Origin of the sequence: Agrococcus versicolor (assembly GCF_039531815.1) — a bacterium.
Taxonomy (GTDB): Bacteria; Actinomycetota; Actinomycetes; order Actinomycetales; family Microbacteriaceae; genus Agrococcus; species Agrococcus versicolor.
The window spans coordinates 1-24,857 of the sequence record NZ_BAAAQT010000007.1 but is presented as its reverse complement, the minus strand read 5'-3'; the positions used below and the strand labels follow the sequence as shown (position 1 = coordinate 24,857).

General features: G+C 72.8%; 19 protein-coding genes and 1 pseudogene. 5 read left to right on the top strand and 15 right to left on the bottom strand.

The window, feature by feature from the left end; genetic code table 11:
* The first annotated feature begins 34 nt into the window (after positions 1-34).
* Genes ABD249_RS12275 through ABD249_RS12265 form a run of 3 tightly spaced genes read left to right on the top strand, consistent with a single transcriptional unit; the run spans position 35 to position 3,292 of the window.
* Entirely contained in the window at positions 35-1,069 is a 1,035-nt protein-coding gene (locus ABD249_RS12275) for a Bug family tripartite tricarboxylate transporter substrate binding protein (RefSeq protein WP_344343984.1), read from the top strand.
* Positions 1,066-1,617 carry a tripartite tricarboxylate transporter TctB family protein gene (locus ABD249_RS12270; RefSeq protein WP_344343983.1) on the top strand — a complete coding sequence of 184 codons (552 nt, stop codon included), beginning with the start codon at positions 1,066-1,068 and terminating at the stop codon, positions 1,615-1,617. Before ABD249_RS12275 ends, ABD249_RS12270 begins: the two co-directional genes overlap by 4 nt.
* Entirely contained in the window at positions 1,610-3,292 is a 1,683-nt protein-coding gene (locus ABD249_RS12265) for a tripartite tricarboxylate transporter permease (RefSeq protein ID WP_344343981.1), read from the top strand. Before ABD249_RS12270 ends, ABD249_RS12265 begins: the two co-directional genes overlap by 8 nt.
* Before the next feature lie 61 nt (positions 3,293-3,353).
* On the opposite strand, the gene ABD249_RS12260 is transcribed toward ABD249_RS12265, so the two are convergent.
* The 5 genes and pseudogenes from ABD249_RS12260 to ABD249_RS12245 form a co-directional block, all read right to left on the bottom strand.
* Positions 3,354-3,857 (bottom strand): endonuclease domain-containing protein, encoded by a 504-nt coding sequence (locus ABD249_RS12260; RefSeq protein ID WP_344343980.1) that lies wholly within the window; start codon positions 3,855-3,857, stop codon positions 3,354-3,356.
* A gap of 220 nt (positions 3,858-4,077) precedes the next feature.
* Positions 4,078-4,191, bottom strand: a pseudogene (locus ABD249_RS16140) (type IV toxin-antitoxin system AbiEi family antitoxin domain-containing protein); the annotation flags it as partial.
* Positions 4,192-4,332: 141 nt separating this feature from the next.
* On the bottom strand, positions 4,333-6,729 hold the full coding sequence (locus ABD249_RS12255; protein WP_344343978.1) for an ATP-dependent helicase: 2,397 nt from the start codon (positions 6,727-6,729) through the stop codon (positions 4,333-4,335).
* 252 nt (positions 6,730-6,981) lie between these two features.
* A complete protein-coding gene (locus tag ABD249_RS12250; RefSeq protein ID WP_344343977.1) occupies positions 6,982-9,411 on the bottom strand; it encodes a lamin tail domain-containing protein in 2,430 nt (809 codons plus the stop codon).
* Positions 9,412-9,577: 166 nt separating this feature from the next.
* Positions 9,578-10,585 (bottom strand): glycerophosphodiester phosphodiesterase family protein, encoded by a 1,008-nt coding sequence (locus tag ABD249_RS12245; RefSeq protein ID WP_344343975.1) that lies wholly within the window; start codon positions 10,583-10,585, stop codon positions 9,578-9,580.
* A 199-nt stretch (positions 10,586-10,784) separates the two neighbouring features.
* Between ABD249_RS12245 and ABD249_RS12240 the strand changes: the two genes are divergently transcribed.
* On the top strand, positions 10,785-11,672 hold the full coding sequence (locus ABD249_RS12240) for a Bax inhibitor-1/YccA family protein (RefSeq protein ID WP_425546336.1): 888 nt from the start codon (positions 10,785-10,787) through the stop codon (positions 11,670-11,672).
* 203 nt (positions 11,673-11,875) lie between these two features.
* On the top strand, positions 11,876-13,387 hold the full coding sequence (locus ABD249_RS12235; RefSeq protein WP_344343973.1) for an SDR family NAD(P)-dependent oxidoreductase: 1,512 nt from the start codon (positions 11,876-11,878) through the stop codon (positions 13,385-13,387).
* A 7-nt stretch (positions 13,388-13,394) separates the two neighbouring features.
* Here ABD249_RS12235 and ABD249_RS12230 read toward each other — a convergent pair whose 3' ends face one another.
* The 10 genes from ABD249_RS12230 to ABD249_RS12185 all read right to left on the bottom strand — a co-directional run.
* Entirely contained in the window at positions 13,395-13,793 is a 399-nt protein-coding gene (locus tag ABD249_RS12230) for a VOC family protein (protein ID WP_344343971.1), read from the bottom strand.
* Between the two features lie 117 nt (positions 13,794-13,910).
* Complete coding sequence (locus ABD249_RS12225) at positions 13,911-14,927, bottom strand: bile acid:sodium symporter family protein (protein WP_344343970.1); 1,017 nt, start codon at positions 14,925-14,927, stop codon at positions 13,911-13,913.
* A gap of 85 nt (positions 14,928-15,012) precedes the next feature.
* A complete protein-coding gene (gene guaA / locus ABD249_RS12220) occupies positions 15,013-16,584 on the bottom strand; it encodes a glutamine-hydrolyzing GMP synthase (RefSeq protein ID WP_344343968.1) in 1,572 nt (523 codons plus the stop codon).
* A complete protein-coding gene (locus ABD249_RS12215; protein WP_425546331.1) occupies positions 16,584-17,096 on the bottom strand; it encodes a DUF3817 domain-containing protein in 513 nt (170 codons plus the stop codon). The genes guaA and ABD249_RS12215 overlap by 1 nt, the downstream gene beginning before the upstream one ends.
* 13 nt (positions 17,097-17,109) lie before the next feature.
* Positions 17,110-17,907 (bottom strand): SURF1 family protein, encoded by a 798-nt coding sequence (locus ABD249_RS12210; protein WP_344343965.1) that lies wholly within the window; start codon positions 17,905-17,907, stop codon positions 17,110-17,112.
* Entirely contained in the window at positions 17,900-19,996 is a 2,097-nt protein-coding gene (locus ABD249_RS12205; RefSeq protein WP_344343964.1) for a rhamnan synthesis F family protein, read from the bottom strand. The genes ABD249_RS12210 and ABD249_RS12205 overlap by 8 nt, the downstream gene beginning before the upstream one ends.
* Positions 19,993-21,444 (bottom strand): hypothetical protein, encoded by a 1,452-nt coding sequence (locus ABD249_RS12200; RefSeq protein ID WP_344343962.1) that lies wholly within the window; start codon positions 21,442-21,444, stop codon positions 19,993-19,995. The genes ABD249_RS12205 and ABD249_RS12200 overlap by 4 nt, the downstream gene beginning before the upstream one ends.
* 77 nt (positions 21,445-21,521) lie before the next feature.
* Positions 21,522-23,303: a glycerol-3-phosphate dehydrogenase/oxidase gene (locus ABD249_RS12195; RefSeq protein ID WP_344343961.1), complete on the bottom strand. Its 1,782-nt coding sequence runs from the start codon at positions 23,301-23,303 to the stop codon at positions 21,522-21,524.
* 59 nt (positions 23,304-23,362) lie between these two features.
* On the bottom strand, positions 23,363-24,478 hold the full coding sequence (locus tag ABD249_RS12190) for a GuaB3 family IMP dehydrogenase-related protein (protein ID WP_344343960.1): 1,116 nt from the start codon (positions 24,476-24,478) through the stop codon (positions 23,363-23,365).
* A gap of 153 nt (positions 24,479-24,631) precedes the next feature.
* Positions 24,632-24,857 (bottom strand): hypothetical protein (locus ABD249_RS12185; protein WP_344343958.1); only part of this gene is annotated, 226 nt, incomplete at its 5' end.

Here is a 24,857-nt window from a genome sequence, read left to right as displayed (position 1 = left end):
GGCGCCGGTCGCTCGACGATGAGAGGCGATCGACATGACCGACGACGTTCAGACCAGCCGATTCCGGCGCACCCTCACGATCGGTGCCGTGGCCGTCTCGGCCTTCGCGCTGGCAGCCTGCTCCTCCGGAGCCACCGACGGCGGCGACGCCGACGCGGGAGCACCCGCCGACATCTCGGCGCTCGACGTCATCGCCCCCGCCGACCCGGGCGGCGGCTGGGACCAGACGGCGCGCGCCGTCTCCGCGGCGCTCACGGGCGACGAGCTCGTCGGCTCGGCTCCCGTCACGAACATCGGCGGCGCCGGCGGCACCGTCGGCCTCGCGAGCCTCGCGACCGAGACCGACTTCCAGACCGTCATGGTCACGGGATCCGTCATGGTCGGCGCGGTCGAGACGAACGCATCCGAGAACCGCATCGAGGACATGACGCCCATCGCGCGCCTCACGCAGGAGCCGCTCGTCATCGTCGTGCCCGCCGACTCCGAGTTCGAGACCGTCGAGGACCTCGTCGACGCCATCGTCGAGGACGGCCCCCAGGTCACCGTCACGGGCGGCTCCGCCGGCGGCATCGACCACATCCTCGCCGGGCAGCTGCTCGTCGAGGCGGGCGTCGACGCGGCCGACGTGCCCACGACGCTCAACTACATCGCCAACTCCGGTGGCGGCGAGGCGCTCACCATGCTCCTCGGCGGCACGTCGATGGTCGGCATCTCGGGCGTCGGCGAGTTCGCCGAGTCCGTCGAGTCCGGCGACCTGCGCGCCCTGGCGGTCTCGTCGGCCGAGCCCGCGCTCATGCTGCCCGACGTGCCGACGCTGCAGGACGAGGGCATCGACATCGAGCTCACGAACTGGCGCGGCCTCCTCGCCCCCGGCGACATCTCCGCCGAGCAGCAGCAGGCACTGGTCGACCTCGTGACCGAGATGCACGACGGCGGCGCATGGACCGATGCCGTCGAGACGAACGGCTGGACCGACGCGTTCCTCACCGGCGACGACTTCCAGGCCTTCCTCGACGAGGACATCACGCTGACGCAGGAGACGCTGCGCACGATCGGCCTCACCTCGTGACCGTCGAGGCCGGCGCACCCGAGGGTGCGCCGGCCTCGACCCGCGTGCTCCCCCGGGCGCACCGGATCGAGGCCATGGTCGTCGTCGGCGTCGTCATCGCGCTCGGCGTCGCGGCGCTCGTCCTCACGACGCAGATCCGCGAGGCGGGCACGGCCACGACGCTCGGCGCCCGCGTCATCCCCTACGCCGTCGGCGGGCTGCTGCTCGTGTCCGGCATCGGCGTCCTCGTCGGCCAGCTCCGCGGCCGCTTCGGCGACGCGGAGGAGGGCGAGGACGTCGACCTCGACGCCGGCACCTCCTGGATCACGACCGGCATCGTCGCCCTCGCGTTCCTGTCGCTCGTCGTCACCATCCCGTTCCTCGGCTGGCCGCTCGGCGTCACGATCCTGTTCGCCGCATCCGCCATCGCGCTCGGCGCGAGGAAGTGGTGGGTCGCCGTGCTCGTCGGGCTCGGCCTCGGCATCGTGAGCCAGCTGCTCTTCGGCACCCTGCTCGGCCTCTCGCTGCCCGCCACGGGCACCCTCACCGGCTGGATCCCCCTTGGATAGCATCACCCTCCTCCTCGAGGGCTTCGCCACCGCCGCGCAGCCCATCTACCTGCTGTACGCACTCCTGGGCGTCTTCGTCGGCACCGCCGTCGGCGTGCTGCCCGGCATCGGCCCGGCCATGACGGTCGCGCTCCTGCTCCCCATCACGTACGCGCTCGAGCCCACCGCGGCCCTCATCGTCTTCGCCGGCATCTACTACGGCGGCATGTACGGCGGATCGACGACGTCGATCCTGCTGAACACGCCGGGCGAGTCCGCGTCGATCGTCACGGCCCTCGAGGGCAACAAGATGGCCCGCGCGGGCCGTGGCGCCGCCGCCCTCGCCACCGCCGCGATCGGCTCGTTCCTCGCCGGCACGATCGCGACGGTCCTGCTGACGCTCGTCGCACCCACGATCGCCCGCTGGGCCGTCGGGCTCGGCCCGCGCGACTACTTCGCCCTCATGATCGTCGCCTTCCTCACCATCGGCGCGCTGTTCGGCGCGAGCGTGTGGCGCGGCGTCGTCTCGCTCGCGATCGGCCTGCTCATCGGCCTCGTCGGCGTCGACTCGATCTCCGGGCAGTCGCGCTTCACCCTCGGCATCCCGCAGCTCACCGACGGCATCGACGTCGTGCTCGTCGCCGTCGGGCTCTTCGCCCTCGGCGAGGCGCTCTACATCGGGTCGCGGCTGCGCAGCGGTCAGATCCCGCTCATCCCCATCACCCGCGGATGGCGTACGTGGATGCGCCGCTCCGACTGGGCGAGGTCGTGGAAGCCCTGGCTGCGCGGCACGGCGATCGGCTTCCCGATCGGCACCATCCCGGCCGGCGGCGCCGACGTGGCGACGTTCCTGTCGTACGCGACCGAGCGCGGCCTCGCGAAGGGCGAGTACAAGCAGCAGTTCGGCAAGGGCGCCATCGAGGGCGTCGCCGGACCGGAGTCGGCGAACAACGCCGCCGCCGCCGGCGTGCTCGTGCCGCTGCTGACGCTCGGCATCCCGACGACGGCGACCGCGGCGATCATCCTCTCCGCGTTCCAGACGTACGGCATCCAGCCGGGACCGCGCCTGTTCGAGTCGCAGGGTCCGCTCGTGTGGGCGCTCATCGCGAGCCTCTACATCGGCAACGTCATGCTGCTCGTGCTCAACCTGCCGCTCGTCGGCCTCTGGGTGAAGCTGCTGCAGATCCCCCGGCCCTACCTGTACGCGGGCATCCTCGTCTTCGCCGGCCTCGGCGCGTACGCGGCGAACTTCACGACGTTCGACATCTTCATCCTGCTGATCCTCGGCGTCATGGGCTTCTTCATGCGCCGCCACGGGTTCCCCGTGTCGCCGCTCGTCGTCGGCGCCATCCTCGGCCCGATGGCCGAGGAGGAGCTGCGACAGGCGATGCAGCTCGGCGTGGGCGACCCCGCCTACCTCGTGCAGTCGCCGTTCGCGGTCATCGCGTACGTGCTCGCGATCGTCATCATCGGCCTCTCGCTGTGGCTGCGCCGCCGCAGCGCCCGCTTCGAGGCGCGCCTCGCGGCCGAGAGCGCTGCGACGTCGACCGAGGCGATCGCGACGCTCGACGTCGAGATCGAGTCGCACGAGCCGCACCCGCAGCTCGACCGCGGCGCCCTGTCGACGACGTCGATCCCGACGGCGAGGCGCGGCCTCCGCCGCCGTCGGCGCGACGAGGAGCCGCCCGGCGACTGACCGGGCTGCGCACATGCGCGGCTGAGCGAGCCACGGACGCGATGCGTCCTCGAAGCCTCGCTCAGCCGCGCTTCTGCGTGCGCGCATCGCGGTGTCCCCGTCGACGCACGATGGCGAGGACGTCCTGGAGCACGGCTTCCCAGTCGTCGACGACCTGCCGGTATGTGACGCGCACGACGACGTATCCCGCGGCGACCAGCTCGCGGTCGCGCTCGCGATCAGCCGCGTGCGCCGTCCAGCCCGCGTGATGCTCGGCGCCGTCGCACTCCACGACGAGCCGGTCGCCGACGAGGAGGTCGACGCGTCGACGGCCGATCCAGACCTGCGTCCGCACGCGGATGCCGCACGATCGCAGCCGGATGCGCACGATGCTCTCGAGTCCCGACTCGGCGGCGTCGACCCTGGCGAGCAGTGCGCGGACGCGCGCCGGCGCATCCCGCATCCACCGCTCGAGCTCGTCGCGCGTCGCGTCGCCGCGGTGCAGCAGCGAGTCCGCCACGACGACGACGTCCTCGTCGCTGCCGCAGCGCAGGACGCAGCGGAACGCCGTCTCGACGTCGTCCACCGCCGACCGCACGCGCGGGTTCGCGCCGTACGGCCGGCACCCGACGGGCGCGGCGGTGCGCCGCGTGCCTGCCCCTCCGCACGTGCCCGGTGCCGAGCGTCTCGGGCACCCATGCCCCGTGGACGCGCAGCGCGTCGGCGCACGACAGGCACCCGCCTGCCCGGACGGCCCGGATCGTCGGCTCATGCGCGCCGGGCACCGCGAGCCAACCGGGCCGGAGGCGTTCGAGCCGCCCCTCGGCGACCGCGCGTCGGACGGCGCTCGCCGTCCAGCCGACGGCGGCGAGCTGCGACGTCGAGAGGACGCCGCCCGGCGGCAGCGGAGGATCGAGCACGCGGCGATCCTCGCCGCTCGGCGCGTTCGTGCGAGCGGCCGACCCGAGACCTCGCACCGCACGCTCCGAGGCCTGCCTGTGCGGGACGCGGGCGGCCGACGAGCAGGCGATCCACCGCACGAGCCGAGGCTCGCGGCAGCGCTAGAGCTTCTCGATCGGCGCGATCTTGATGAGGAGGCGCTTCTTGCCGACGGCGTCGAACTGCACCTCGGCGACGCGCTTCGCGCCGACGCCGGTGACGGCCGAGACGCGGCCCTCGCCGAAGTCCTTGTGGCGGATGCGATCGCCGGGCACCAGCTCGAGGCCCGAGTTGTCGCGCACCTCTGCGATCGTGTTCGGGAAGGCCTTCTTCTCGCCCTCGGGCAACGACGGGTACCGGCCCATCGAGCGCGGCGCGGCGCCCGTGCCGAGCGCACCCTGCCTCGCGCCGCCCTGCCGCGCGTTGAGGGCTCGCGACTGCGACCCGCCGCGGCCGTTGACGAAGCCGGGCGACTGGCGCCAGTCGATGAGCTCGGCGGGGATCTCCTGCAGGAAGCGGCTCGGCATCGCGACCGTGACCTCGCCGAACTGCGCACGCGTCATCGCGAGCGAGAGGTAGAGGCGCTTGCGGGCACGCGTGACGCCGACGTAGAAGAGTCGGCGCTCCTCGGCCGGTCCGCCTGGCTCGTTCGCCGAGATGCGGTGCGGCAGGAGATCCTCCTCGACGCCCGTGATGAACACGGCGTCGAACTCGAGGCCCTTGGCCGTGTGCAGCGTCATGAGCGACACCTGGCCCTCGGAGTCGTCGAGCTCGTCGGCGGCGGCCACGAGCGCGACCTCGGTGAGGAAGTCGATGAGCGACCCGTTCGGGTTCGCCTTGCGGAACTCGCGCGTGACGGCGATGAGCTCCTCGACGTTCTCGGCACGCGCGGCATCCTGCGCATCCGGCGAGGCGCGCAGCTGGTCGAGGTAGCCCGTGCGCCCCATGAGGTCGGCGAGCACCGAGCCCGGGTCGGGGTTCTCGGCCTGCGAGTGCGCGTCGAGCAGCGTCGCGAGGGTGCGGATGGCGCCGGTGACCTTCGGGCCGAAGCCGAGCTCGTCGACGCGGCGCATCGCGTCGCGCAGCGTGATGTCGTGCTCGTCGGCGAACGACTGCAGCGCCGCCTCGGTCGCCGGCCCGATGCCGCGCTTCGGCACGTTGAGGATGCGCCGCAGGCTCATGGCGTCGTCGGGGTTCGCGACGGCGACGAGGTACGCCATGGCGTCCTTGATCTCGGCGCGCTCGTAGAACTTCGTGCCGCCGATCACCTTGTACGGGATCGCGGAGCGGATGAGGATCTCCTCGAGCGCTCGCGTCTGCGCGTTCGTGCGGTAGAACACGGCGATCTGCGACCAGGGCATGCCCGTCGTCTGCAGCGAGACGATCTCGTCGGCGACGAACTGCGCCTCGTCGTGGCCCGAGTAGCCCGTGTAGCCGACGATCATGTCGCCGTCGCCCTCGGTCGTGAAGAGGTTCTTGTCGCGGCGGTCGAAGTTGTGCTTGATGACGGCGTTGGCCGCCGACAGGATGTGCTGCGTCGACCGGTAGTTCTGCTCGAGCAGCACGACCTTGGCGTCGGAGAAGTCGCGCTCGAACTCGACGATGTTGCGGATGTCGGCCCCGCGGAAGGCGTAGATCGACTGGTCGGAGTCGCCGACGACCGTGAGCGAGGCGCCGGGGATCTCGCCGCGCTGATCCGGCAGGGTGTGGGCGGGCACGCCCTGCGTGAGCTCGCGGATGAGGGCGTACTGCGCGCGGTTCGTGTCCTGGTACTCGTCGACCAGGATGTGGCGGAACCGCTTGCGGTAGAGCGCGGCCACGACGGGGAAGGCGCGGAAGAGGTAGACGACCTGGCCGATGAGGTCGTCGAAGTCGAAGGCGTTCGCGCGCCGCAGCTCGTGGTCGTAGCGGCGCCAGATCTCGACGAACGCCTGCTCGCGCGGGTCGGAGAGGTTCGCGGTCTCGCGGTACGAGTCGACGTCGTGGAGGTCGTTCTTCGCCTTCGAGATCTTCGAGGCCGTGCCGCCGGGCGTCAGCCCGAGGGTGTCGGAGCCGGAGTCCTTGATGAGCCGCTTGACGAGCGCACGCGTGTCGCCGGAGTCGTAGATCGTGAACGACTGCTTGAAGCCGAACTGCTCGGCCTCGCGCCGCAGGATGCGCACGCACGCGGAGTGGAAGGTCGAGATCCACATGCCGCGCGCCTCGTCGCCGATGAGCGCGGAGACGCGCTCGCGCATCTCGCCGGCGGCCTTGTTCGTGAAGGTGATGGCGAGGATCTGGCTCGGCCACGCCTCGCGCGTCGACAGCAGCCCCGCGATGCGGTGCGTGAGCACGCGCGTCTTGCCCGAGCCCGCGCCGGCGACGATGAGCAGCGCGGGACCGCGGTGCAGCACCGCCTCGCGCTGCGGCGGGTTGAGCCCGTCGAGCAGGGCGTCGTCGACGCCGGGCTCGTTGGCGCCGTCGCGCCCGAGCGGCGTCGGGACGAGCGCCGCGTCGTCGAGCCCCCAGAGATCCGTCATGACCTCACGATCCTACGGGCGACCGCCGACGCCCGCCCTTCGAGGCTCGCTCCGCTCGCACCTCAGGGAGCGGGGGTAACCGCCCACGCGGCCCTTCGAGGCTCGCTCCGCTCGCACCTCAGGGAGCGGGGATGCCCGCCCGCCCGCTCCCCGAGGGGGATGCCCGCCCGCCCGCTCCCCGAGGGGGGTGCCCGCCCACCCGCTCCCTGAGGAGCAGGCGAGCGGAGCGAGCCAGCGTCTCGAAGGGGCGACTCAGGCGCGCCGGCGCAGCCCGAGCATCGTGCCGGCCGCGATGAGCAGCATCGCGAGCGCGAGCATGCCGACGCCCACCTCGATGCCCGTCCGCGGCAGCGAGCCCTGACCGCCCTGACCGCCTGCCTGGCCGCCCACGACGGGCGCGCCGGACGGCGAGGCGGCGGGGTCCGACGGCGCCGGGTCCGACGGCGCCGGGTCCGACGGCGCCGGCTCCGACGGCGCGGGCTCCGACGGGCCGGGCGTCGGCTCGGCCGCGACGCAGTCCGCACCCCGCGCGACGCGCAGCGAGACGCCCTCGTGCGCGGTGTCGGAGATCCACAGCGTCGTCGGCGTCACGTCGGCGACGTCGCAGTACGCGATCGCGAGGCCCTCGTTCGTGTACGACGTCGGCATGGCCGCGGGCGGGGCGACGTCCGACTGCCATGCGAGCAGGCCGTCGACGATCGCGAGGGCCGAGAGGCGGTTGTCGCACGCCTCGTCGCACAGCGCCCACAGCTGGTTGCCGCCCGCGCGCCAGTCGAGCCCCATGACGACCGAGACGGCCGGCCCGGGCCGGGTCGTCTGCAGCAGCGTCATGCCGCCGTCCTCCTCGAGCACCGCGAGGTGGAGGTCGCCGGTCGCCTCGACCGCGAAGGCGACGATGCCGCCGAGGTGCGCGCCGAACGCGGCGGGGTCGTACGCGGCGCCCGAGGCGTCGCGGATGCCGAGCCGCGTCGCGTCCGCATCCGAGATCCACTCCACGGCCTCGATGCCCGCGTTCGCGCCCAGCGGGCCCGTGAGCGCCGTGAGGTTCCACTCGTGCGTCGTGGTCGAGGCGCCGTCCTCGCCGAGCACGACGCGCAGGATCGACGGCCGCGACACGTTCGAGGCGGCGTTGTCGCGCTCGGTCGAGAGCAGGATGGCGCCGTCGCCGGCGACCGAGATGCCCTCGGCGTCGGGCTGGCCGGAGCCGTCCGGGTACGTCGGCACCCACGAGCGCGCGATGGCGTACAGGTCGTCGCCGCCACCGGAGAGCTCGAAGATCTGGCCGTCGTCGTTGTTGACGGCGAAGACGGTGCCGTCGGATGCGATGTCGAGGCCGGACATGTCCTCGCCCCACGTCCCGGGCGCCACCGCGTCGCGCACGTCCTGGCCGTAGGGCCAGGCGATCGTGTCGACGACGGGCTCCTCGACGACGGCGCAGTCGTTGACGAGCTCGAACGTCGACGACGTGGTGACGCCGAACGCGCCGGTCATGTCGGGGCAGCGGCCGTAGGTGGTCGCGGCGTGACCGGACCAGCCGAAGGTGTCGACGACGGCGCCTTCCGCGTCGCGGACGGTCACGCGGTCGGTGCCGCCGAGCCCGAAGAAGTCCTCCGGCGCGTCGGTGCGGATGCCGAGGTAGCCGCCCGACTCGATCTCGGTGCCCGCCGGCAGGGTGATCGAGGGGTTCGACGGATCGCTGTCGCGCACCGTCCAGCCCGAGACGTCGACGGCGTTCGTGGTGTCCGTGTTCGCGAGCTCGACCCAGTCGCTCACGGCGTCGCCGTTCGACTCGACCTCGTTGATGACGACGGGCGAGTCGATCGCACGCTCGACGTTCGCCTGCCCGCGGGTGACCTCGGTGTCGACGAAGTCGCCGGTGCCGTCGGGCACGCGGCCCTCGGAGGTCGCGTGGTCGGTCCACGCGTATCGGTCGGCGAGGCCCGTGCCGTCCGCGGTGATGACGCTGATCTCGTCGTTCGAGCCGAGGCCGAAGCCGTCGGGCGTGACGTCGGTCTCGACGACGACGAAGGCGCCGGGCGCGACGACCGTGCCCGCTGCGATGCGCAGGGTCGAGAGCGGATCGTCGTCCCTCAGGATCCAGCCCGACACGTCGACGGCGGCATCGCTCACGTTCGTGAGCTCGACGAAGTCCTCGCCGCCGTCGGGGTCGTTCGAGCGCACCTCGTTGACGCGGATGCCCGTCTCGACCGGCACCGCCACGACGACGGGGATGCGCGCGACGTTGGCGGCGCCGGGCGTGGGCTCGGTGTCGACGAACGCGCCGCTGCCGTCGGGCAGGCGCCCCTCGGTGAAGGCGTGCGCGGTCCACGCGTACGCGTCGATCGGCACGAGCGCGTCGTCGAGGAGCCGCGCCGAGTCGTTCGCCCCGAGGCCGAACTCGCTCGGCTCGAGCACGAGGAACGCGCCCGGGGCGAGGACCGTGCCCGCGGGGATGACGTGGGCGTTCGCGTCGTCGCTGTCGCGGAGGATCCAGCCGGAGACGTCGACGTCGGTGGCGCCCGCGTTGACGAGCTCGACGAAGTCGGGGGCGCCGACGCTGCTGTTGGACTGCACCTCGTTGATGCGGACGTCCGCATCGGCGGCGAGGGCGGGGGTCGCGACCGCGACGCTGCCGATGGCGACGGCGGTCAGGGCTGCGACGGAGAGGGCGCGCTTGTGCACTGCAGGGGCTCCTGTGCTGTGAGGGACCTCTGCATCCTGCGGATGCGGCGCGAACGGCGGATGAACGGACGGTGGACGCCGGGCGGCCCTCGGCCGTCGCATCCGCGTCGGACCCGTTCGACCGACGCGGGCGAGCGGGCGACGCGGGCGAGCGGACGACGCCGCGTCAGCCGATGCGGCTCGCGCCGGCCGCGCGGTCGACGGCGAGGCGCGCGAGGTCGGGATGGTCGGCGAAGACGCCGTCGACCCCGGTCCGCAGCAGGATGTCCCACTCCGTCATCCAGTCGCCCCAGTCCGCCTGCGACCGACCGCGTCGGTGCGGCGTCGCGAGGAAGCGGTTCTCGGGGCGCAGCGTCCATGCGAGCACCAGGAGCCCGGCGGCGTGCCCGCGATCGACGAGGTCCGTCGCGCGCACGCCGTCGCGGCCCTCCCGCAGCAGCACGTCCTTCGCCACGCTGATGCCGTCGAGCCCCGCGGCGGCGATCGCGCGCAGCCCGTCGTCGCCCAGCTGCGACGCGTAGGTCGGCGCCGCGCTCCCGAGGCGCGCGACGACGTCGGCGGGAGCACCCGACCGCTCGAGCAGGTAGACGTACCGGCCGTCGATGCCGCGGGCGCGCAGCCGGTGCAGCACGTCCTGCTCGAACGCCTCCACCACGAGCCGGTCGGGCGTCGACGCCCAGCCGCGATCGCGCAGCACGTCGGCGAGCAGCTCGTCGAGCGGCAGCCCGAGCCCGGCGAAGTGGGTCGCGCGCTTCATCTCGACCACCATGCCGAGGCCCGTCTCGTCGAGGATGTCGAGCAGGTCGACGAGCCGCAGCATGCCGAGCCGCCCGTCGAACGTCGCCGACGCCTGCCGCAGGCGCGGCATGCGCTCGCGCACCGTGAGCTGCGACAGCTCATCCCACGTGAGGTCCTCGGTGAACCACCCCGTCACCGGCTGCCCGTCGACCTCCTTCGTCGTGCGGCGGTCGGCGAGCGCCGGCCGCGACGCGACGTCCGTCGTGCCGGAGATCTCGTTCTCGTGCCGCAGCACGAGCACGCCGTCGCGCGTCGACACGACGTCGGGCTCGAGCATGTCGGCGCCGAGGCGCGCGGCGAGGCGGAAGGCCTCCGCGGAGTGCTCGGGGCGGTAGCCGCTGGCTCCCCGGTGGGCGACGACGAGTGGCCTGGTCACGCGGACAGGGTACGGGTCCCGGATGACCGCCCGGTGCCCCTGCGCCCCAGGCGAACGCACCCGCCATCACAGCCAATCCATGGCGATCGCGGCTAGCCTGGGGCGGACTTCCCTTCCCGAACAGGAGCACATCACCGTGGCAGGCTTCGGCTTCTCCAACTCCCCCGCCTTCTCGCGCGACCCCCAGCGGGCCGCGCAGCTGCAGCAGAGCGGCGGCTACGTGACCGGGCAGACCTACGCTCCCCAGCAGGGGCAGGGCCCGGCGCAGCCGCAGGGCTCCGGCCAGCAGGGCTACGGCCAGCAGGGCTACGCGCAGCCCGGCGCGCCCACGCCCGAGCAGCTCGGCTCGATGTACGAGCGCCCGTCGGCGACGTCCGCCGACACGGGTCGCCTCACGTACGACAACGTCATCCGCAAGACGGTCGTCACGCTCGGCGCCGTCGCCACGACGTTCCTGCTGCAGATGGCGCTGTTCCTCACGGGCAACGGCACGATCATGCAGGGCCTCATGTGGGTGGGCCTCGTCGTCGGGCTCGTGCTCGGCCTCGTCAACGCGTTCAAGCGCGAGCCCAGCGCACCGCTGGTCCTCGCCTACGCCGCAGCCCAGGGCCTCGCGGTCGGCGGCATCAGCGTGCTCTTCGAGTACGGCTTCGGCGGCCAGTACTCCGGCATCATCCTGCAGGCGCTGCTCGGCACCGCCTCGGTGTTCGCCGCGACGCTCGTGCTCTACGCGTTCCGCATCGTCCGCGTCACGCCCAAGTTCACGCGCTTCTTCTTCATCATCATGATCGCGTACGCGCTGTTCTCGGTCGTGAACCTCGTCCTCATGTGGACGGGCATCAACCAGGAGCCCTTCGGCCTCCGCTCGGCCACCATCTTCGGCATCCCGATCGGCCTCGGCCTCGGCCTGCTGGCGGTCGCGCTCGGCGCGTACTCGCTCATGCTCGACTTCAACAACGTCGAGATCGGCGTGCAGCGCGGCGTCCCGGCGAAGTACGGCTGGCAGGCGGCCTTCGGCATCACGGCCACGATCATCTGGCTGTACGTCGAGATCCTCCGCATCCTCGCGATCCTGCGCGGCAACTAGCGATCCACGACGACGCCCCGAGCCCGATGCGGCTCGGGGCGTCGTCGCGTCCAGGCCCGCTCCCTGGGTCCCGGCTCGGGGCGTCGTCGCATCGAGACCCGCTCCCTGAGGTGCCGAGCGCAGCGAGCCTCGAAGGGCGCTCCGCAGGTGTCGGCGAGGCCCCCGATTGGTCGCCCGACGCCCCGGCGCCGTACCCTCGACAGGTGCCCGACCCCTCCGACGCGACGCCCACGCCGCTCGACCCCGACGACATCGCCACGGCGCTGCGCGTGCTGGCCGAGGCGCCGACGCTCGCCGAGGACGACCCCGACCTCGTCGCGCTCAAGCGGGCCGCCTGGCTGCTGCAGAAGCGGCTGAAGAAGACGCGGCGCGAGGCGAAGACGTGGGCCGAGCGCAAGGCCGATCGCGCCGTCATCGAGGCCACCGCGACGGGCTCGCCCATGCGCATCGACGACGAGACCCGCGGCATCCCCCTCGTCTCGAGCGCGCAGGGCGCGTTCGCGGGCGAGCTGCAGCGGTCGCGCGGCTGCTACGTCTGCAAGCGCGAGTACACGCTCGTCGACGCGTTCTACCACGGGCTCTGCCCCGAGTGCGCGGCGCGCTCGCACGCGAAGCGCGACCAGCGCACCGACCTCACGGGCAGGCGGGCGCTGCTCACCGGCGGACGCGCGAAGATCGGCATGTACATCGCGCTGCGGCTGCTGCGCGACGGCGCCCACACCACGATCACGACGCGCTTCCCGAAGGATGCGATGCGTCGCTTCGCGCAGATGGAGGACGCGAGCGACTGGATCCACCGGCTGAAGATCGTCGGCATCGACCTGCGCGACCCGACGCAGGTCATCGCCCTCGCCGACGACGTCGCGGCCGCGGGCCCGCTCGACATCCTCATCAACAACGCGGCGCAGACGGTGCGCCGCTCCCCCGGCTCCTACTCGGCGCTCGTCGAGCAGGAGGACGCCCCGCTGCCGACCGACCTCGTGCTGCCCGAGATGACGCGCTTCGACAGCATCTCCGAGGCGCACCCCGCGTCGATCGCGGGCGCGCTCGCCCACCACTCGACGCCGCACCACGAGGGCGAGACGCTCGAGCACGCGCTCGCGGCGCAGACGGCCGCGTCGATGACGGCGCTGGCGCTGCGCGCCGGCCACGCGAGCCTCGACGCCCACATCGCGGGCACGGCGGTCGATGCCGGTGGCCTGCTGCCCGACCTGCAGGCGACGAACTCGTGGACGCAGACCGTGGAGCAGGTGGATGCGCTCGAGATGCTCGAGGTGCAGCTGTGCAACGCCACGGCGCCGTTCCTGCTCGTCTCCCGCCTGCGCGCCTCGATGCGCGCCGCCGTGCAGGCGGGCGCGCGCCGCGCCTACGTCGTGAACGTCTCGGCGATGGAGGGGCAGTTCGGCGGCCGCCGCTACAAGGGCGCCGGCCATCCCCACACGAACATGGCGAAGGCGTCGCTCAACATGCTCACGCGCACGAGCGCCGCCGAGATGTTCGAGACCGACCGCATCCTCATGACGGCCGTCGACACCGGGTGGATCACCGATGAGCGCCCGCACCAGGAGAAGCTGCGCATCGCCGCGGAGGGCTGGCATGCACCGCTCGACCTCGTCGACGGCGCAGCACGCGTCTACGACCCCGTCGTGCGCGGCGAGGCCGGCGAGGACCTCTACGGCGTCTTCCTCAAGGACTTCGAGAAGGCCGCCTGGTAGCGATCGCCTACCGGTCGCGCGACGACAGCACGCAGAACTCGTTGCCGTCGACGTCGGCGAGCACCGTCCAGGTGACCTCGGGACCCTGCCCGACGTCGACGCGCGTCGCGCCGAGCGCCTCGAGGCGCGCGATCTCGGCCTCGCGATCGTCGCTCGTGTGCGGCGCGAGATCCATGTGGATGCGATCCTTCGTCGCCTTCTCGTGGTCGACGCGCACGAAGACGAGCCCCGGGGGCACCTGCTCGAACCGCAGCGTGGGCATGAGCTCCCGCGCCCACGGCGGGATGAGGACGACCTCGTCGTCGGACTCGACCATGACCTGCCAGCCGAGGGCCTCGGCCCACCAGCGCGCGAGGCGCCCAGGATCGGTCGACTCCACCACGTTCGAGTACCAGCGCAGCGCCACGGGGGCCTCCTTCGGTTGCCGCGAGGCTACCCCCGGCCACCGACGCCGTCCACGGCGCAGCCGGGGACCGTGTCGGTGCGAGCGCGTGCGGGCGCAGCCCGCCCGACGGGGCGTCGCCTAGCGGGCGACCGCCTCGTGCTGCGCCTGCGCCGCCTCGCGCGGCGGGCGCCGCGACCAGTACGACGCGAGCAGCGAGCCCGACACGTTGTGCCACACCGAGAAGATCGCGGCCGGCACGGCGGCCTCGGCCGAGAAGTGCGTGTTCGCGAGGCCCGCGGCGAGGCCGGAGTTCTGCATGCCGACCTCGATGCTCACGGCGCGACGCGCGGGCTCGTCGAGCCCCACGGCGCGCGCTGCGACGTAGCCGAGCACGAGGCCGACGCCGTTGAGCACGACGACGATGCCGAGGATCGCGAGGCCGAACGCGAGGATCGTCGCCGCGCTGCCCGCGACGACCGCGAGCACGACGAGCGTGATGCCGACGACCGAGACGAGCGGCATCCACGTGACGAGGCGCTCGACGAGGCGGGGCAGGAAGCGGCGCAGCAGCAGGCCGACGACGATCGGCACGATCACGATCTGCACGATCGACAGGAAGAGGCCGAGGGGGTCGACCGGCAGGTAGCTGCCGGCGAGCAGCAGCACGAGCAGCGGCGTGACCAGAGGCGCGACGAGTGTCGACACCGTCGTCATCGCGACCGACAGCGCCGTGTCGCCCTTGGCGAGGAACACCATGACGTTCGACGCCGTGCCACCGGGGGCGGCCGCGACGAGGATGACGCCGACGGCGATCGCCGGGTCGAGGTCGAGCACGGTCACGAGCAGGAAGCCCGTGAGGGGCATGATGACGAACTGCGCGACGATGCCGATGAGCAGGGCGAGCGGCTTCCTCGCGACGATGCCGAAGTCGCTGCCGCGCAGCGTCATGCCCATGCCGAGCATGATGAGCATGAGCAGCGGGGTGACGAACGCGCCCAGCGGCAGGAACGGCGCCGGCACGAGCACGGCGACCGTGCCCGCGGCGACGACGATCAGCGGGAACCAGGTGCCGGCGATGCGGCCGATGCGCGTCCCCACGGGCTCCCGTGCGGCGGTCGTGGGCTGGTCGCGGTCGGGCGTCGTCTCGTCTGGCACTCGATCGACCCTACCGATGCCGCATCCCTCGCCGCTCACGCACGCCGCGGAGCGCGCGCCCGACGTCACGCCGCGTGCTGCGGCGTCACTCCCACTCGATGGTCCCCGGCGGCTTCGACGTGACGTCGAGCACGACGCGGTTGACCTCCTCGACCTCGTTCGTGATGCGGTTCGAGATCCGCGCGAGCACGTCGTACGGCAGGCGCGTCCAGTCGGCCGTCATGGCGTCCTCGCTCGAGACGGGGCGCAGCACGATCGGGTGGCCGTAGGTGCGGCCGTCGCCCTGCACGCCCACGGAGCGCACGTCGGCGAGCAGCACGACGGGGCACTGCCAGATCTCCTGGTCGAGGCCGGCCGCGGTGAGCTCCTCGCGCGCGATCGCATCGGCACGCCGCAGGATGTCGAGGCGCTCCTGCGTGACCTCGCCGATGATGCGGATGCCGAGGCCGGGCCCGGGGAAGGGCTGGCGGCCGACGATGACCTCGGGGAGCCCGAGCTCGCGGCCGATGGCGCGCACCTCGTCCTTGAACAGGGCGCGCAGCGGCTCGATGAGCTGGAACTGCAGGTCGTCGGGCAGACCGCCCACGTTGTGGTGCGACTTGATGTTCGCCGTGCCGGCGCCACCGCCCGACTCGACGACGTCGGGGTAGAGCGTGCCCTGCACGAGCCAGCGGATCGGCTCGCCGTCGGCGGCCGCCTCGGCGGCGAGGTCGCGCTCGGCCTGCTCGAAGACGCGGATGAACTCGCGGCCGATGATCTTGCGCTTCTGCTCGGGGTCGCTGACGCCGGCGAGGGCACCGAGGAAGCGCTCGCGCGCGTCGACGGTGACGAGGCGGACGCCCGTCGAGGCGACGTAGTCCTCCTCGACCTGGCGTCGCTCGTCCTGGCGCAGCAGGCCGTGGTCGACGAAGACGCACACGAGCTGGTCGCCGACCGCGGCGTGCACGAGCGCTGCGGCGACCGCCGAGTCCACGCCGCCGGAGAGGCCGCAGATGACCTTCGCGTCGCCCACCTGCTCGCGGATGCGCGCGACCTGCTCGTCGATGACGTTGCCGGTGCGCCAGTCGCGGTCGATGCCCGCGATGTCGTGCAGGAACGACTCGATGACGCGCTGGCCGTGCTCGGAGTGCCGCACCTCGGGGTGCCACTGCACGCCCGCCATGCGCCGCTCACGGCTCTCGAACGCCGCCACGGGCGTGTCGACCGAGGACGCGAGCACCTCGAAGCCCTCCGGCGCCTTCGACACGGCGTCGCCGTGGCTCATCCAGACCGTCTGCGCGTCGGGCTGGCCCGCGAGCAGCCCGCCCGCCTCGCCGACCGTCACGGCCGTCGAGCCGTACTCGCGGTTGCCGGTGCGGGCGACCTCACCGCCCAGCTGCGCCGCCATGACCTGGAAGCCGTAGCAGATGCCGAGCGTCGGGACGCCGAGCTCGAGGATCGCGGGGTCGAGCCGCGGGGCGCCCTCGGAGTAGACGCTCGCGGGGCCGCCCGACAGCACGATGCCGACGGGGTCCTTGGCGCGGATCTCGTCGGCCGTGATCGAGTGGGGCACGACCTCGGAGTACACGTCGGCCTCGCGCACGCGTCGGGCGATGAGCTGCGCGTACTGCGCCCCGAAGTCGATGACGAGGACGGGACGCTGGGCGGTGTCGGCCATCAGGCCTCCTTCGTGCGGAGAGCGGCGGCCTCGGTCTCGAGGCGGGCGACGTCGGCGCCGGCGATCGCGTGCATGCGGCGCTCGACGATGAACGAGAGGAAGGGCACGACGCCGCCGAGGGCCATCGCGATGAGGCGCGTGAAGGGCCACCGCAGCAGCATCCACAGGCGGAAGCACGCGAGCAGGTACACGACGTAGATCCAGCCGTGCACGATGAGGATCGCGAGCGAGACGTTGAAGCCGTCGCCGAGCGACTGGATCTCGCAGCCCATGCCGCCAGGCACGAAGAGCGAGAACCACTGGCAGCCGGGACCGGGCACGACGGGCGCGAGGCCGAGGAGCCCGGTGGAGCCGCCGGCGAACAGCTCGACGTGGGTCGGCGAGTACTTCAGCACCATCTCGATGACGAGCAGGAGCAGGAACGTTCCCGTCACCCACGACATGATGCGGTAGAAGGTCATCGCCTGGCGGATCTTCGGGATCTGCTGGATGGGCCTGGGCACGCCCTCCATCCTACCGAGCGGCTCAGGCGTCGCCGGACGCGAGGGCGGCGGCCGCGGCGTCCTCGCGCTCCTCCCCCTCGCGCTCGCGCACGTCCTGCACGAGGCGGAACCAGAGGTAGAGCGCGAAGACCATGAAGGCCGCCCACTCGACGGCGTAGAAGATGTTGAGCCAGTTCAGCTCGGTCTGCTGCTCGGGCGGGCGCGAGACGATGGGCTCGAGCCCGGCGGGCGCCTGATCGAGGATGACGTAGCCGGCGTAGACGTCGCCCTCGAAGCCCGGCCAGCGGTTGATGAGGTCGCCGACGCTCATCGCCTCGGTCGTGTCCTGCTCGAAGTCGGTGACGCTCGGCGACTCGCTCGGCATGTAGCGCCCGACGACCGTGCCGGGCGAGAGGTCGACGTCGGCCGCTGCGGCCGCAGCCGCGTCGCGCGTCGGCGCCCAGCCGATCGCGACGGCGAGCGATGCGCCGCCGTCGGTCACGGCGCGCGCCGTGAGCCATGCGCCCGAGACGCCGTCCTGGTCACGGCCGACGATCGTGAGGAACGAGTCGGGATCGATCGTCGCCTCGGTCTCGACGATGCGGCCGCCCGCGATCGACATCAGGGGCGACTGCGGCTCGGCGACGTCCTGCAGCGCGACGGCCGTCTCGGTGTCGCGCTCGTCGGCCTGCCCCTGCTGCACGGCGCGGTCGACCTGCCACTGGCCGAGCGCGGCGAAGATCGCGGCGACGAGGAAGGCGCCGAGCAGCGCCGCGACCCATCGGGGTCGCCGCGCGACCTCGAGGAACCCCGGGCGGAGGAGCTGGGCGGCGTCAGGCATCGATCCCCTGGTCGACGAGCGCCTCGGCGATCGCCGGCCCCTCGGGCTCGAGGCGCAGCCGGTCGAGCTCGATCGTGAAGGGCTCGCCCTGCAGCAGGTCGCCCGAGATGCGCACGAAGGCGTCGCCGTCGAGCAGCAGGTCGCCGTCGCGCTCGACGGCGCCGTCGACCCACAGGTCGAGGCGCGTCGACCCCTGCACCCGTGGCGACGCGCACAGCACGCGCGAGCCGTCGACGGGATCGAGTCGGGCGCTCACGGCGTCGGCGGGAGGCACGAGGGTGACGCGCGCCGTGCCGCCGTCGGTGACGAACGCGACGTGCTCGTCCTCGACGCGGCTCGGGCCGCCGAGGTCCCACGAGATCGAGAAGGCGACGATCGTCCTGGCGTGGTGGCCCGGCTGCCCGACGGTCGCCATCTGCGACAGCCGGTGCAGCATGGCGCTGAAGCGCTCGCCGGAGCCGCCACCCACCTGCGCCCCGAGCCGGCGGAGGTAGTCGACGGCCGTCGCGAGGTCGAGGCCCGCCCTGCGGGAGGTCGTGGCGTGCCGCGTGAGCGCGCCGTTCGACGCCGCGAGCGACGGGAGGGCGATGAGGATCTCGTGCGCCTCGAGGTCGAGGCGGTCGGAGCCCTCGAGCGCATCCGGCCGGAACCAGAGGGCGCCGGACTCCAGCGAGATGGGATCGCGCTCGGCGCGCATGGGCACGCTGCGGCCCTCGGGCTCGAGCGCGCGCCGCACGCGCTCGAACCGACCGCGCCAGCCGTCGCCGAGGGCGCCGAACCACGTCGCGTGCAGCGGCGGTGCTGCCGCGACGACGCCGGTGTCGGAGCCGGGGGCGAGCATCGCGAGGATGCCGGCGACGTGCTCGCGGCCCGCGAGCACGTCCTCGATCGTGCCGCGCGCCGCGGCCTCCGCCGCCGAGAAGGGGAAGGCGATGCCGTCGGCGGGACCGAGCACGAGGCATGCGGCGTCGACGGGTGCCGCGGCGACGTCGGCGATCGCGGCGCGGACGGGATCGCCGGCGTGCGCGATCGCGCGCGTGGCGTCGTCGCAGGCGTGGACGCGCGCGTCGCTCGCGCAGAGCGCCACGACCTCGTCGACGCCCGCGGCGTGCGCGGCGCGGATGGCCTCGGCCGCGAGCAGGCCCGCGCAGTCGACGTAGGCGCGCGTCGTCGCCGCGGACGGCGTCGACGCAGGCTCGACGACCTCGTGCATCGCGAGGGTCGCGTGCAGGTCGGCGACGTCGCACGTGCGCAGCAGGTGCCGCAGCAGCATCCGCTCGTCGTAGTCGGGATGCGCGCGCAGATGGTCGTAGAGGCCGCGGGCGACGCCGTTCGACGTCTCGTCGAGGTACGCGGCAGGGCCGGCGAAGAACGACTTCCGCTTGAACGCGGGGCACCCGAGCTCGGTGACGAGCCGCACGGGGTCGTTGAAGAGCGGGTAGTACTGGCGTCCGATGGTCGCGGCGGTCTCGACGTATGGCGCCCAGCGGAAGCCGAGCTCCGAGAACCGCTTCGTGAAGACGACCTCGTGCTTGCTCACCGCGTCGCCGTACGAGCGGATCGGGCCCATGAGCTCCCAGTAGTCGCGGAACTCGCTCGACGTCGCCATCGGGCGGCGCACGGCGATGAAGTGCGACTGCAGGTGGACGGGGAGGTAGCCGAGCTCGGACTGCGCCGAGAACGGGTCGAACGCGGCGCCGTTGTGGGTCGTGAGGCCCCAGAAGTCGACGTCGGTCGCATCCATGCGGGCGAACATCTCCTCGAGCGGATGCACCGGTCCGAGGATCGTGAAGTTGAAGAGCACGACCTCGTCGAACCGGGCGAGCTCGTCCCAGCCCTTCGCGCGCAGCGCCGTGCGGTACGCCCACACGTCGAAGCCCTCGTTGGCGCGCTGGATCACGGTCGTCCGCGCCAGGGAGCCCAGGCGCGCACGGCTCTCGTCGGCGAGCTCGCCGTTGACGACGGCGATGAGCTCGTCGCAGTGCGCGTGCATCGCCGCGAGCATGTGCCACGTCGCATCGTCGACGATGCCGTCGGCGTCGTAGAAGAAGTAGATCCCGAGTCGGCGTGCGTCGCTGCCGAGGATCACGCGCGACCCTCGTCCGACGCGCGCTCGTCGCCGACGACGCGGCCGATCCGGTACGAGCGGGAGTGCAGCACCTCCGAGCGCATGCGACCGAGCGACTCGGGGTCGGCGCGCAGGACGTCGGAGAAGCGGATGGGGTCGCGACGCGTCATCCAGCCGACGACGGTGCGCGCGGCGGTCGTCGCCGTCCACGGGCGCGACAGCAGCACCTCGACGAGGCCCATGCGCTGCGCGTCGAGATGCTCGCGCCTGGCGAGCCTGCGCTCGGCGCGGCGCATGGCGCGCTGCGCCGTCGCGGCGCGCTCGATCGCCCAGTGCATGTCGGCGCGCGCCGCGGTGAGCCGCTGCCCGATGACGAGCACCTCGGTCTCGCGACGGTCGCGGGCCTCGGCGGCGGCGGCGTGCTCGGCCCGCTCGACCTCGAGCGACGCGCTCGCCTCGGTCGCGACACGGTCGCGGCTGCGCATGAGGCGGTAGAGGTCGCCGTAGAGCCGACCGAAGGATGCGAGCCGGCGGACGTCCGCGGCGGCGGCGGGCGCGGCGGGACGGAGGCGGGGGTCGGCGAGCAGCGCGTCGACGTGCCGCGAGAGTCGCCACCGCTCGGCGTGCCGCTCGCGCCGCCGCTCGGCGAAGTCGCGCGCGGCCGAGAAGCCGTCGACCAGCTCGGCGACGAGCGCGTCGGCGTCGATCCGCCGCTGCGTCGTCCGCCCGGAGAACGCCCACGCCGCCTCGTCGTCCAGCGTCTCGTCGGTGAGCCAGCCGACGCCGCCGAAGTGGTCGTAGACGTAGGCCGGGATGCCCATCGACAGCGCGAACTGCACGGTCTTGCCGATCGTGACGACGGCGTCGAAGGGTGCGAGCACCTCGGGCGTCACCCGCACGGGACGGTCGTGGACGCCGAGCCTCGACACCTCCACGCCCTGCGCCTCGAGCACCGCGACGGCGTCGCGCACCTCCGGCGGCGGATGGTTCGACACGACGAGCACGCGCTCGAGGGCGCCGGTGCGCGGGGCGCGCTCGTGGTCCGCGAAGGCGTCGGGCGCTGGGTTGTCGAAGAGCAGCGTGCGCTCGCGGTCGAGGCCGAAGTCCTCGAGCACGTCGACGACCCGCTCGCACATGCCGGTCGAGATCGCGGTCGTCCGCGACTCGACGTCGGCGAGGATCGGCATCTCGACGTCCATGAACGTCGAGAGGTGATGCCACACGACGGGTGCAGCGACGCCCCCCTCGAGCCGCTCGAGGAAGGCGGGCGGCAGCACGCCGTGCTGCATCCACACGAGGTCGTAGTCGCCGTCGAAGCGCTCCGCCGGGCTCGCCTCGACGAGGCGCAGGCGCCCGTCGTGCGGCAGCCCCGTCAGCTCGTCGAGCATCGGCGAGCCGAGCTCGTTCGTGTACGCATCCACATGCCAGCCGCGCTCGAGCAGGTGCTCCACGAGCTCGAGCGCGACCATCTCGGAACCTGCATACGACCGGAGATGGTTCGTGCAGATCAACGCATGTGCCACGGCGGGGTGCTCCTCGGGGGTCGTCAGCCTTCTCGAGTGCCGACCGGCTCGACGACCGGGAGCGCGCCCAGGGGCACGATGTCCGGCGCCGCGAGGCGCGCCTGATCTGCAGACTCGTCGTCGGGGAGCTCCTGGCTGGCGAGCTCCGCGGCGACCCGCTTATTGTACGTGTTGATCTCGGTCTCGATGCGCTCGTCGTCCCAGCCGAGCACCTCCGCCATGATCCGGGCGGCGACCGGCGCCGCGGCGACGCCGCGGTCCCAGGCCTCGATCGAGATGCGCGTGCGGCGCGCGAGCACGTCGTCGAGGTGCAGGGCACCCTCGGCGAGGCACGCGTAGCGCACCTCGGCCCCGAGGTAGTCGTCGGCGCCCGGCAGCGGCTCGGCGAGCTCGGGACGCTCGCGGATGATGTCGAGCAGGTCGTCCGTCAGCGTGCCGTACCGGTTGAGCAGGTGCTCGACGCGGTGCTTGTGCAGGCCGAACGCCTTCGCGATCTTCCCGCGCTTGTTCCATGCCGCGCGGTAGCCGACGGCGCCCAGCAGCGGGATGTCCTCGGTGCACGACGCCGGCACCTTGCCGTCGATGGCCGAGACGGCCTCGTCGATCGCGTCCTTCGCCATGACGCGGTAGGTCGTCCACTTGCCGCCGGCGATCATGACGAGGCCGGGGACGGTGTGCGAGACGTGGTGCTCGCGCGACAGGTTGGCGGTCGAGCCGCCCTCCGGCGCCGCGAGCAGCGGGCGCAGGCCCGCGTAGACGCCCTCGACGTCGGCCCGCGTGAGCTTCGTCGCGAGCACGGAGTTCACGTGCCCGAGGATGTAGTCGATGTCGGCGGCCGTCGCGGCGGGGTGCGCCTTGTCGAGCTCCCAGTCGGTGTCGGTCGTGCCGATGATCCAGTGACGACCCCACGGGATGACGAAGAGCACGCTCTTCTCGGTGCGCAGCAGCAGCCCCATCGACGAGTGGAAGCGGTCGCGCGGCACGACGAGGTGCACGCCCTTCGACGCGCGCACGCGGAAGTCGGAGCGGGATCCGACCATCTCCTGGGTGTCGCCCGTCCAGACGCCGGTCGCGTTGACGACCTGCTTCGCACGGATCTCGAAGCGCTCGCCCGACTCGTAGTCGTGGGCCTGGATGCCGACGACGCGCTCGCCGACCTTCACGAAGCCCTCGGCTCGGACGCGGCTCGCGACGTGCGCGCCGTAGAACGAGGCGGTGCGGGCGAGCTCGGCGACGTAGCGCGCGTCGTCGACCTGCGCGTCGTAGTACGTGATGCCGCCCACGAGCGCGTCGGGGTGGAGCGCCGGGATCTCCTTGAGCATCTGCTTCTTGGAGAGGTGGTGGTGCAGCGGCACGCCGGGGCGCATGAAGCCCGTGTAGCTGAAGGCGTCGTACATCGCCATGCCCGCGCCGATGTACGCGCGCTCGACGACGGGCTTCGACAGCGGGTAGAGGAAGCGGACGGGCTTCACGAGGTGCGGCGCGATGCGCTGCAGCAGGAGCCCTCGCTCGATGAGCGCCTCGCGCACGAGGCCGAAGTTGAACTGCTCGAGGTAGCGGATGCCGCCGTGGATGAGCTTCGACGAGCGGCTCGAGGTGCCGGAGGCGAAGTCCCGCGCCTCGACGAGACCGACGCGGAGGCCGCGCGTGACGGCGTCGAGCGCCGCTCCCACGCCGACGATGCCGCCGCCGATCACGAGGACGTCGAGCTCGCGCTCGCGCATGGAGGCGATCGCCTGCCTGCGCTCCTCCGGTCCGAGGTTCGCCGATCGACGGACGCTCTTCGCGCTCTGCCTGGCTGCCATGTGCAATCCCCTTCCCTTGCGGGCCCCGTGGGGTCCTGCGTCCGCTCCAGCGGCTGCGGCTAGCGCCGCGGTGCCACGACGACGTCGATGCGCTGGAACTCCTTGACGTCCTTGTATCCCGTGGTCGCGAGCGCCTTGCGCACCGCTCCCACGATGTTCGCGGTGCCGTCGGCGACGGGCGCGGGCCCGTTCAGCACGACCTCGAGGTCGCCGACCTGCTCGACCTGCACCCGATTGCCTCGGGGCAGCTTCTGGTTGTGGGCCTCGGGCCCCCAGTGCCATCCACGACCCGGAGCGTCGGTCGCCCTCGCGAGCGCCGTCCCCAGCATGACCGCGTCGGCGCCGCAGGCGAAGGCCTTGACGATGTCGCCCGACGTGCCGAGCGACCCGTCGGCGATGACCTGCGCGTAGCGGCCGCCCGACTCGTCGAGGTAGTCGCGGCGCGCGGCGGCGACGTCGCTGACGGCGGTCGCCATGGGCGCGTGGATGCCGAGCACGCTGCGGCTCGTGGAGGCGGCGCCGCCGCCGAAGCCCACGAGCACGCCCGCGGCGCCCGTGCGCATGAGGTGCAGCGCTGCGGTGTAGGTCACGACGCCGCCGACGATGACGGGCACGTCGAGCTCGTAGATGAACTGCTTGAGGTTGAGCGCCTCGCCGGTCTTCGTGACGTGCTCGGCGGAGACGGTGCTGCCGCGGATGACGAAGAGGTCGACGCCCGCCTCGATGACGGTCTGGTAGTGCTCCTGCACGGCCTGCGGGCTCAGCGAGCCCGCGACCGTGATGCCGGCGGCGCGGATCTCCGCGAGGCGCTGGCGGATGAGCTCCGGCTTCACCGGCTCCGCGTAGATCTGGCGCATGCGGCTCGTGGCCACGTCGGCCGGCAGCGTCGCGATCTCCGCGAGCAGCGGCTCGGGATCGTCGTAGCGCGTCCACACGCCCTCGAGGTTGAGCACGCCGAGGCCGCCTGCGCGGCCGAGCGCGATGACGGTGCGGGGGCTCATGACCGAGTCGGTCGGTGCGCCCATCATCGGCACGTCGAAGCGGAACGCGTCGATCTGCCAGGCGAGCGAGACGACGTCGCTGTCGCGGGTACGCCTCGTCGGCACCACCGCGACGTCGTCGAATCCGTACGCCGGTCGTGCGCTCTTGGCCAGCCCGAGCTCGATCTCCGCCACGCACCCAGCCTAGCCCCGTGCGCGCCGGGCCTCCCCCGTGTCCGCTGACAGGGGATGCCGGGCCCGGGTCGCTCGCCGCGAGACGCCGGCGCGCTCGCTCCGGCGCACGGGCGTCGAGCGTCGTCGTGCGCGCGAGGCCGGCGCGCCCGCGCGTCAGGGGCGGACGATGGCGCGGATGCGCGCGGACGCCGCCTCGAGCTCGGCGCGCACGGCCTCCGCCGACGCTGCCGTGACCGACGCGCCGCGTACGAGCGAGCGCGCCTCGGCGCGCAGGCGCGTGGCGGCGAGGTCGACCTCGTGCACGGCGGCGCGCAGCTCGGCGAGGTCGGCGCCGCGCGGCTCCGACCGTCCGTGCTGCGTCGAGGATGCGGGCGGCGGC